9 protein-coding genes are annotated in these 10,051 nt (G+C 70.1%); 7 read left to right on the forward strand and 2 right to left on the reverse strand.

The features are described from left to right. Positions 1–76: 76 nt before the first annotated feature. The gene (locus GBZ26_RS22085; protein ID WP_174440702.1) at positions 77–811 is read right to left on the reverse strand and encodes an ABC transporter ATP-binding protein; all 735 of its coding nucleotides are present in this window, start codon (positions 809–811) and stop codon (positions 77–79) included. A gap of 145 nt (positions 812–956) precedes the next feature. Here GBZ26_RS22085 and GBZ26_RS22090 point away from each other — a divergent pair, with 145 nt between their 5' ends. Genes GBZ26_RS22090 through thpR form a run of 4 tightly spaced genes read left to right on the forward strand, consistent with a single transcriptional unit; the run spans position 957 to position 4,356 of the window. Then, positions 957–1,565, forward strand: a complete 609-nt coding sequence (locus tag GBZ26_RS22090) for an arylesterase (protein WP_246653515.1) — start codon at positions 957–959, stop codon at positions 1,563–1,565. A gap of 5 nt (positions 1,566–1,570) precedes the next feature. After that, positions 1,571–2,746 (forward strand): FIST signal transduction protein, encoded by a 1,176-nt coding sequence (locus GBZ26_RS22095; RefSeq protein ID WP_174440703.1) that lies wholly within the window; start codon positions 1,571–1,573, stop codon positions 2,744–2,746. A gap of 13 nt (positions 2,747–2,759) precedes the next feature. Next, on the forward strand, positions 2,760–3,803 hold the full coding sequence (locus GBZ26_RS22100) for an NADP(H)-dependent aldo-keto reductase (protein ID WP_174440704.1): 1,044 nt from the start codon (positions 2,760–2,762) through the stop codon (positions 3,801–3,803). 16 nt (positions 3,804–3,819) lie between these two features. Further along, positions 3,820–4,356, forward strand: coding sequence for an RNA 2',3'-cyclic phosphodiesterase (gene thpR / locus GBZ26_RS22105; RefSeq protein ID WP_174440705.1), 537 nt, complete (start codon positions 3,820–3,822; stop codon positions 4,354–4,356). A 15-nt stretch (positions 4,357–4,371) separates the two neighbouring features. On the opposite strand, the gene GBZ26_RS22110 is transcribed toward thpR, so the two are convergent. Beyond that, the gene (locus GBZ26_RS22110) at positions 4,372–5,622 is read right to left on the reverse strand and encodes a UbiH/UbiF/VisC/COQ6 family ubiquinone biosynthesis hydroxylase (protein ID WP_038530025.1); all 1,251 of its coding nucleotides are present in this window, start codon (positions 5,620–5,622) and stop codon (positions 4,372–4,374) included. Positions 5,623–5,941: 319 nt separating this feature from the next. On the opposite strand from GBZ26_RS22110, the gene glnK reads away from it, so the two are divergent. From glnK to GBZ26_RS22125, 3 genes are all read left to right on the forward strand, one after another. Then, positions 5,942–6,280, forward strand: a complete 339-nt coding sequence (gene glnK / locus GBZ26_RS22115) for a P-II family nitrogen regulator (RefSeq protein ID WP_149165486.1) — start codon at positions 5,942–5,944, stop codon at positions 6,278–6,280. Between the two features lie 351 nt (positions 6,281–6,631). Continuing rightward, the gene (locus GBZ26_RS22120) at positions 6,632–7,864 is read left to right on the forward strand and encodes an aminotransferase class I/II-fold pyridoxal phosphate-dependent enzyme (RefSeq protein ID WP_246653517.1); all 1,233 of its coding nucleotides are present in this window, start codon (positions 6,632–6,634) and stop codon (positions 7,862–7,864) included. A gap of 101 nt (positions 7,865–7,965) precedes the next feature. Then, positions 7,966–10,051: DNA translocase FtsK (locus tag GBZ26_RS22125; protein WP_174440707.1), on the forward strand; the 2,086-nt coding region annotated here is incomplete at its 3' end.

Raw genomic sequence — 10,051 nt, forward strand, 5'->3', positions numbered from 1 at the left:
GGCTTTATCTCCTCCCCCTGCGAAGCGGGGGGAGGTCGGGAGGGGGGCGCGACGCGACCACTCCCTCAAAGGACGCTCAGTCCCCCGCCACGCGCTCGCGTTCGGCGCGGGCGGCCGTGCCGTCGTCGACGATGCGCCCGTCCATCAGGCGCACGGTCCGGTCGCAGCGGTCGGCCAGGGACGGGTCGTGGGTGATCAGCACCAGCGTCGTGCCCCGCCGCTCGGCGAGGTCGAACAGCAGCTCCACGATGGTGGCGCCGGTGCCGATATCCAGGTTGCCGGTCGGCTCGTCGGCCAGCAGCAGCGACGGTTCGGCGACGAAGGCGCGGGCCAGGGCGACGCGCTGCTGCTCGCCGCCGGAGAGCTGGCCCGGATAATGGCTCAGCCGGTGGCCCAGCCCGACCGCCTCCAGCCCGGAGCGCGCGCGGTCGAAGGCGTCGGCGGCCCCGGCGAACTCCAGGGGGATGGCGACGTTCTCCAGCGCGGTCATCGTCGGCACGAGGTGGAAAGCCTGGAAGACGATCCCCACATGGTCGCGGCGGAAGCGCGCAAGCCCGTCCTCATCCAGCCGGTCCAGATCCTTCCCGGCGACACGCACGGTCCCGCCCGTGGGGCGTTCCAGCCCGGCCATGACCATCATCATGGTCGATTTGCCGGAGCCCGACGGGCCGACCACGCCGACCCGTTCACCGGACTGGATGCGGAGATTCAAGCCTCTCAGGATGTTGACGGGTCCGGCCGCGCTGTCCAATCTCAGATGCACCTCGTCGAGATCGACGATGGTGGACTCAACGGAATCGGGTCGGGACATTGGCATGCGTCTCTGGAACGGGCGGGGAAATGGGCGGGAAAACCTCACGCCATATGGCATGGTGCGCCGCCATTTCAACACGGCCCTCCTTCGGTCGGGGCTGGCCGCTCTCGCCGCTGTTGCGGCAATCGGCGCGGGAATCGGCATGACCGCCCCGGCACTCGCCCAAAGCGGTGCGGGGAAAGGGCCTTACACCCTGCTGGCGCTCGGCGACAGCCTGACCGCCGGCTATGGCCTTCCCGAAGCGCAGTCCTTCACTCCCCAGTTGCAGGCGGCGCTGCGGGCTAAGGGCTACGACGTGACGGTCGTCAACGCCGGCGTTTCCGGCGACACCACGGCGGGCGGGCTGTCGCGGCTCGACTGGGCGCTAGCCGACAAGCCGGACGCCGTGCTGGTGGAGCTGGGGGCGAACGACATGCTGCGCGGGCTCGACCCCGCCGCGGCGCGCGCCAACCTCGACGCCATCCTGAAGCGGCTGACCGGCGAAAAGCTGCCCGTGCTGCTGGCCGGCATGTACGCGTCACCCAGCCTGGGCCGCGCGTACATCGAGCGCTTCAACGCCATCTACCCGGATCTGGCGAAGACGTACGACGTACAGCTCTATCCGTTCTTCCTGGACGGCGTGGCGGCCGACGCCGCGCTGAACCAGCCCGACGGCATCCATCCCAACGCGGCCGGCGTGAAGGTGATCGTGGAGCGCATCACGCCCCACGTCGCCCGCCTTCTGGACGGCATCGCCAAGAGCGGAGACTGACACCCATGGCGACCCCGGCCGGCGACACCGCCACCACCGAGACCCATTTCAAGGCCGCATCGGCCACCGGCACCGAATGGGGCGCCGTCGTCAAGGCGTGCCTGGACGAACTCGGGGCGGTGGAGGGCTGCAACCTCGGCTTCCTCTACATCACCGACGCGCTGGCCGAGCACGCGACGAGCATGGTCACGCTGCTGCGCGGCGTCACCGGCATCCGCGACTGGGTGGGCACGGTCGGCATCGGCGTCTGCGCCAACGACGAGGAAATCTTCGACAAGCCGGGCATCGCCGTGATGGTGGCCCGCCTGCCGCCGGAGGGCTTCCGCCTGTTCCCGGTGGTGTCGGGCGACATGGAGCCGCTGCGCCGCATGGCCGGCGGCTGGCTGGACAAGCACGGCGCCATGCTGGCGCTCGCCCACGCCGACCCGCGCCACCAGGACTTGGCCGGGCTGGTTGTTTCGCTGGCGGAATCAACCGGGGCCTTCCTGGTCGGCGGCCTGTCGGCCTCGCGGTCGGAGTTCCCGCAATTCACCATCCCCGGCAACACCGCCACGATGGTCGGCGGGCCGGTGGCCGACGGCGGCGTGTCGGGTGTGCTGTTCGCGCCGCAGGTGCCGGTCGCCACCGGCCTCAGCCAGGGCTGCACGCCCATCGGCCCGGTGCGCACCATCACGGCGGCGGAGGACAACGTCGTCCTGGAGATCGACGGGCGCCCGGCGCTGGAGGTCTTCAAGGAGGACATCGGCGAGTTGCTGGCCCGCGACCTCAAGCGGGTGTCCGGCTACATCTTCGCCGGCCTGCCCATCGCCGGGAGCGACACGGCGGACTATCTGGTCCGCGACCTGATCGCCATCGACCCGCGCGCCGGCTGGATCGCCGTCGCCCACCATGTGCAGAGCGGCCAGCCCATCCTGTTCACCCGCCGCGACCAGCAGAGCGCCGAGTCCGACATGCGCCGCATGCTGGCCAATCTGAAGAAGCGCGTGAAGACCACCCCGAAGGGCGCCCTCTACGTCAGCTGCATCGCCCGCGGCCCCAGCCTGTTCGGCGAGGGCAGCCAGGAACTGGCGCTGATCCGCGAGACCTTCGGCGACATCCCGCTGGCCGGATTCTTCGCCAGCGGCGAGATCTCCAACGCCCGCCTGTACGGATACACGGGCGTGCTCACCCTGTTCCTTTAAGGACCATCACCAAATGCAATACCGTCCGCTCGGCCGCACCGGCCTGTCGGTCAGCGCCATCGGCCTGGGCACCATGACCTGGGGCCGCCAGAACAGCGAGGCCGAAGGCCACGCCCAGATGGATTACGCGCTCGGCGAGGGCGTGAATTTCTGGGACACGGCGGAGATGTACGCCATCCCCCCGACCGCCGACACGTACGGACGTACGGAGGAGGTGATCGGCACTTGGTTCAAGGCGACCGGCAAGCGCGACCAGGTGATCCTGGCGAGCAAGGTCGTCGGGGCGACCGACGGCGGCTTCGCCTGGGTGCGCAACGGCGAGGCCAAGCTCGACCGCGCCAACATCTTCGCGGCGGTGGAGGCCAGCCTGCGCCGGCTCCAGACCGACTACATCGACCTGTACCAGCTCCACTGGCCCGACCGTGCGACCAACCGCTTCGGCGCGCGCAACTACGTCCACCGGCCGGAGAAGGACGGCACGCCCATCGAGGAGACTCTGTCGGCGCTCGACGAGCTGGTGAAATCCGGCAAGGTCCGCCACATCGGCGTGTCGAACGAGTCGCCCTGGGGGGTGATGCAGTTCCTCAAGCTGGCGGAGGACAAGGGCCTGCCGCGCATCGCCTCGATCCAGAACGCCTACAGCCTGCTCAACCGGACCTTCGAGCAGGGTCTCGCCGAGGTGTCGCTGCGCGAGGATGTCGGGCTTCTGGCTTACTCGCCGCTGGCCGCCGGCACGCTGACCGGCAAGTATCTGGACGGCGCCGTTCCCGCCGGCACCCGCCGCGCGCTGGATCACCGCAAGTCGCGCTACGCCACAGTCAACGCCGACGCGGCGACGAAGGAGTATCTGGACGTCGCCCGGCGCCACGGCCTGTCGCCGACGCAGATGGCCATCGCCTTCACCCTGCAGCAGCCCTTCGTGGCGTCCTCGCTGATCGGTGCGACGACCATGGAGGACCTCAAGTCCAACATCGCGGCGGTGGACCTCACGCTGTCGGACGAGGTGATGAAGGACATCGAGGCGGTCAACGCCCGCTATCCCGACCCCTGCCCGTAACCGTTCCGGAAAGCCAATGATCCGTCTCTTCGTCGCCCTCGATTTTCCGGAGGATGTGCGCCGGCGTCTGGCGGGGCTGGGCGGCGGCGTGCCCGGCGCCCGCTGGACCGACGCGGACAACCTGCACCTGACGCTCCGCTTCATCGGGGAGGTGCCGGGGGATCAGGCGGCGGAGATCGACGAGTCGCTGGCGCAGATCGCGGCGCCGGCCTTCGATCTGGTTCTGGATGGCGTGGGCGTGTACGGCAGCGGCCGCAACGCCCGTGTCCTCTGGGCCGGGGTGGAGCGCAGCGACGCCTTGTCGCACCTCCAGTCCAAGGTCGAGTCGGCGCTGGTCCGCTGCGGCCTGCCGGCGGAGGAGCGCAAATTCTCGCCCCACGTCACGCTCGCCCGGCTGAAGGACGCGCCGAAGGACCGGATCGGGCGCTTCGTCGAGGAGCGCGGGATGTTCCGCGCCGGTCCGATCCGGGTGGACCACTTCACGCTCTACCGCAGCCACCTGGGCAAGGGGGCCGCGGTGTACGAGGCGCTGTCGGAATACGGGTTGGGATGACGGGCGGGCGGCGCCTTACAGCGGCACCCCCTTGATCATCCGCGGCAGCTCGCCGACCACGCCCATCGCGTGCCGCATGAAGAAGCGCTTCAGCGGCGGCAGGCGGTTGACGACGGCCATGCCGACGTCGCGGGCCAGCTTGATCGGCGGGATGTTGTTCGAGAACAGGTGCACCAGACCGTCGCAGACCACGGCCAGCAGCACCGTGTCGAAGCGGCGCCAGCGCTGGAAGCGGGCCAGCACCTCCGGCGAGCCGACGTCCAGCCCCAGCCGGTGGGCGTCCACGATCACCTCGGCCAGCGCCGCCACGTCGCGCAGGCCCAGGTTCAGCCCCTGTCCGGCGATGGGGTGGATGGCGTGGGCCGCTTCGCCGATCAGGGCGACGCGCTCGGCGATGAAGCGCTCGGCCAGCAGGACCGACAGCGGCCAGGCGTCGCGGCGGGTCACCAGCTCGATGTCGCCCAGATAGCCGCCCGACCGCCGGGTCAGCTCGTCGATGAACTGGTCCTCGGGCAGCTTCAGATACATGTCGACCAGCGACCGCTTCTCGCTCCACACGATGGAGGAGCGGTTCCCGGTCATCGGCAGCACGGCGAAGGGGCCGTTGGGCAGGAAATGCTCCACCGCCACGCCGTTGTGCGGCTCCGAATGGCGGATCGTGCAGATGATCGCGGTCTGGTCGTAGGCCCAGGTGCGCAGCTTGATCCCGGCGCTCTCGCGGGCCAGCGAGCGGCGCCCGTCGGCCCCGACCACCAGCCGCGCCTTGACCACCCGCCCGTCGGCCAGCGTCACCGTGGCGCCGGCGCGGGTCCGCTCGATCGACACCGCCTGGGCCGGGGCCAGATGGTGCAGGCCGGGCAGCTCCTTGGCGCGGGCGAACAGGGCGCGGCGCATGTCCTTGTTGTCGAGAATCCAGCCGAAGGGCTGATTCTTGCCGTCCCAGGTCAGCTCCGTGTGGTCGTAATGGACGAACAGGGGCGAGAACTGGTCGGCCACCCGGATGTCCAGGATCGGGCCGGCGTAGGGCTCCATGTGCTTCCACACGCCCGCCCCCTCCAGCACCTTCATCGAGGCGTAGGCGACCGCCGTGGTGCGGATGTCGAAATCGTCCCCCGCCTGCCGGTCCGGGCTGTCGCGGTCGATGCAGACCACCGGAACGCCCGCGGTGGCCAGGGCCGCCGCCATGCTGAGTCCGGCCAGTCCGCCGCCCAACACGACGACGTCGGTCGTGATCTCCTGCGCTGCGGTGGTGCCCGATTCGGTCATGATGGCGCTGCCCTTCGATCAGTGTAGACGGGTACGAACAATCGTTCCGCCGGGTCCGGATGTCCAGCGGCGCGGCGTCGCGGCCCCCGAATTGCGCAAATCTTGGGCACGACCTGCCCAATCGATCGGCGAAACAGCCAAAAACCGCTGAAAAGGGGCGATTCTGCAACCGGCACGATTTTTGAAGACATTGCTTTTTATGGTCGAGGCGAACACGCTCGAGTCACGTTCGGAAAACCCGCCGCCACGGCGGGATCGGCCGAGGGGGGACCGGGCGACCGCAAGGGCCCGCAAACACGCATACCCAAGGGGAAGCCACATGAAACTGGTTATGGCCATCATCAAGCCGTTCAAGCTCGACGAAGTGCGCGAGGCGCTGACGTCGCTCGGGATTCAGGGCCTGACGGTGAGCGAGGTGAAGGGCTTCGGACGCCAGAAGGGTCAGACCGAGATCTACCGCGGCGCCGAGTATTCCGTGAGCTTCCTGCCCAAGGTGAAGGTCGAGGTCGCGGTGTCCGACGACCAGTACGAGCAGGTGGTCGAGGCGATCCAGAAGGCCGCCAACACCGGCCGCATCGGCGACGGCAAGATCTTCGTGCTGGACATCGCCCAGGCCGTGCGCATCCGCACCGGCGAGACCAACGCCGAAGCTCTCTGAGGCGTCCTGGAGGAAGCGGACAGGGCGGGGCGTCATCGCCCAGCCCCTCCCGCCAGGGGGGAAGGCTCGTCCGCTTTTTCTTGCCGCGGGGCATCGATGATCTGCCCGGTGACTTGAGGCCGGGCGCGCCAGTCTTTCCACTGTGGCGCCAAGGCCGCCGGAACGGGCGGCGTATGCTTTCCCTTGACCGGGCCTCGTCCGGTTTTGTGCCCTTGTGCCGGGACTCCACCGCCGGTAGGATCGTTTCCGTTTCGTATCGGGCAGAGGCCCCCAAGGGCCCCTGACGGGCCGTGCCCCTCGGGGCCGGCCTGGCCTTCTCGGGCCGTCCTCATGGAAAGGATTCTCGGCGGCATGTCGCTCCCGGACCTCGGCACCTTCGCTCTCGTCAACGACCGGCTCGACCGGCTGTCGGACTACCCCTTCACCCGGCTGGCGGCCCTGCTGTCCGGGGTGACGCCGCGCGCCAACGCCGAGCCGATCATGATGTCGGTGGGCGAGCCGCAGCACCAGCCGCCGGCCATCATCGACGAGACGCTGCGCGCCAACGCCCATTTGTGGGGCAAATACCCGCCGGTCGGCGGCACGCCGGAATTCCGCGAGGCGGTGGGCGCTTGGCTGGCCCGCCGTTACGCCCTGCCGGACGGGCTGTTCGACGCCGAAAAGTCGGTCCTGCCGGTGTCCGGCACGCGCGAGGCGCTGTTCCTGCTCGCCCTGCTGGCCGTGCCGCCGTCCAAGGCGGGCCGGCAGCCGGCGGTGCTGATGCCCAACCCCTTCTACGCGCCCTACGAAGGGGCGGCCCTGCTGGCGGGGGCGGAGCCGGTGTTCCTGCCCTCCACCCGCGAGACCGGCTTCCTGCCCGACCTCGACGCGCTGACGCCGGAGCTGCTGGAGCGCACGGCGCTGTTCTACCTCTGCACCCCGGCCAACCCGCAGGGGGCGGCGGCCGACGCCGCCTATCTGGAGCGGGCGATCGGGCTGGCGCGCCGCTACGGCTTCATCCTGGCGGTGGACGAGTGCTACGCCGAGATCTACCTGGACAAGCCGCCGGTCGGCGCGCTCCAGGTCGCATCGGGCCTCGATCACGGCGGGAAGCCGTGGGCGAACATCCTGGTCTTCCATTCCCTGTCCAAGCGGTCGAGCGCCGCCGGGCTGCGCTCGGGCTTCGTGGCCGGCGATCCGGAGCTGATGTCCCGCTTCACCCGTCTGCGCAGCTACTCCAACGCCGGGATGCCGCTGCCGGTGCTGGCGGCCAGCGCCGCCCTGTGGCGGGACGAGGCGCATGTCGAGGAGAACCGCGCGCTCTACCGCGCCAAGTTCGACGCGGCGGAGGCTGCGCTGAAGGGGCGCTACGGCTATTACCGGCCGGACGGCGGCTTCTTCCTGTGGCTGGAGGTCGGTGACGGCGAGGAGGCGACGCGCCGCCTGTGGGCGGAGGGCGGCATCCGCGTGCTGCCCGGCGCCTATCTGACCCGCTGCAACCCCGGCGAGGCCAACCCCGGCGCCCCCTTCATCCGCATCGCGCTGGTGAACGACGCCGAGACGGTCGCCCACGCCTGCAGCACCATCGCCCGCATCCTGGGATAAGGGCCGCCCGGTTCGGCCCAACCCGGTTCGGTTCACGTCACCCCGGTCTTTCGCCCCGAAGGACGGGTCCGGTTCAGCACGTTCTTGAGGACCTTCTGCCCATGGCACGACCCGCAAGCCCCCGCAGCGGAAGCGGCAAAAGCGCCGGAGCGCGGCCCGCCGGAGCACGGCCGGAGAAGCCGCCCTTCTTCTCGCCCGCCACGCGCGCCTTCGTGGTGGCGCGGGCGCGCGAGCTGGCGGGATTCGCGCTGGGCGTGGTCGGTCTGGTGCTGATGGTCATTCTGGGCAGCTACAACCCGGCCGACCCTTCCTGGAACGCCGTTCCGGCGGCGAACACCCACATCCACAACCTGTTCGGCCGGTTCGGCGCCCATCTGGCCGACGTCCTGATCCAGTCGCTGGGCTGGGCGGCCTATCTGCTGGCGCTGGTCCCGATGATGTGGGGCTGGCGGCTCAGCCTGCAGAAGAGCATCCGTCACCCGCTGTTCCGCAGCGTGCTGGCGGTGTGGGGTGTGCTTTTGGTCGCCATGTTCCTGGCCGGGATGGGCGGCGGGGGCGAGGACCCGCTGAACGGCCATCCCGGCGGCAGCTTCGGCATCGTGCTGCTGGACGGGGTCAGCAAGCTGCTGTTCGGCGGCCCCGGCAATCCCCTGGTCGGCACCGTGGCCGGCGTGGCCGGCGGGCTGATCCTGTTCGTCGCCATGGGCCTGTCGATCCGCGAGTGGGCGGCCAGCCTGCGCGAGACCGCCGCCGGCCTCGCCCGTCTCGGGCGGGGCGCGCGGGCCGGCGTGTCCTTCGTGCGCGACAAGGGCGCGGAGGCCGCGCGCAACGCCGCCCGCCAGACCGGTGGCCTGCTGCGCCGGGAACCCAGCCTCGCCACCGCGGACAAGAAAGCCGTCGCCCCGTCTCTCGACGACACGCCCGACGATGACGGCGGCGCCATCACCCTGCGCGCCGCGCCGCGCGGCCGGCTGTCCGACTCGATCAGCGTGGAGCCGCGCGTGGAGGCCAAGACCCGCGCCGTTCCGGTGGTGACCCCGCCCGCCGGGGGCAAGACCAAGGCCGCCGACCAGGGGCGCCCGTCCAAGCAGGCCGCCCTCAACCTGGAGGAGGCGGACGGCTACGAACTGCCGCCGCTCGACCTGCTCCAGATCGTCCCGACCAGCGTGCGCGGCGAGAAGGTGGACGAGGCGGCGCTGCGCGAGAACGCGGTGAAGCTGGAAGGCGTGCTGTCCGACTTCGGCGTGCGCGGCGAGGTGCAGAAGGTCCATCCCGGCCCGGTCGTCACCCTCTACGAGCTGGAGCCGGCCCCCGGCACCAAGTCGTCCCGCGTCATCGGCCTGGCCGACGACATCGCCCGCTCGATGAGCGCGGTGTCGGTCCGCGTCGCCGTGGTGCCGGGCCGCAACGTCATCGGCATCGAGCTGCCCAACGCCAAGCGCGAGACCGTGCTGCTGCGCGAGCTGCTGGCCGGCGACGTCTTCGACAAGACGGCGGGCAAGCTGCTGCTGGCGCTGGGCAAGGACATCGGCGGCCAGTCGGTGGTGGCCGACCTTGCCCGCTTCCCGCACCTGCTGGTCGCCGGCACCACGGGCTCGGGCAAGTCGGTGGCGATCAACACGATGATCCTGTCGCTGCTCTACCGGCTGCCGCCCGACCGCTGCCGCTTCATCATGATCGACCCCAAGATGCTGGAGCTGTCGGTCTATGAGGGCATCCCGCATCTGCTGACTCCGGTCGTCACCGACCCGAAGAAGGCGGTGGTCGCCCTGAAATGGACGGTGCGGGAGATGGAGGACCGCTACCGCAACATGTCCAAGCTGGGCGTGCGCAACATCGAGGGCTACAACGCCCGCCTGCGCGAGGCCCGCGCCGACGGCGAGCTGCTGACCCGCCGCGTCCAGACCGGCTTCGACCCCGACACCGGCAAGCCGATCTTCGAGGAGCAGCCGCTCGACCTGAAGGAGCTGCCCTACATCGTGGTCATCGTCGACGAGATGGCCGACCTGATGCTGGTGGCGGGCAAGGACATCGAGGCGGCGATCCAGCGGCTGGCCCAGATGGCGCGGGCCGCCGGCATCCACCTGATCATGGCGACGCAGCGCCCCTCGGTGGACGTCATCACCGGCACCATCAAGGCCAACTTCCCGACCCGCATCAGCTTCCAGGTCACCAGCAAGATCGACA

Origin of the sequence: Azospirillum formosense (genome assembly GCF_013340925.1) — a bacterium.
In the GTDB taxonomy this organism is placed as follows: domain Bacteria; phylum Pseudomonadota; class Alphaproteobacteria; order Azospirillales; family Azospirillaceae; genus Azospirillum; species Azospirillum formosense.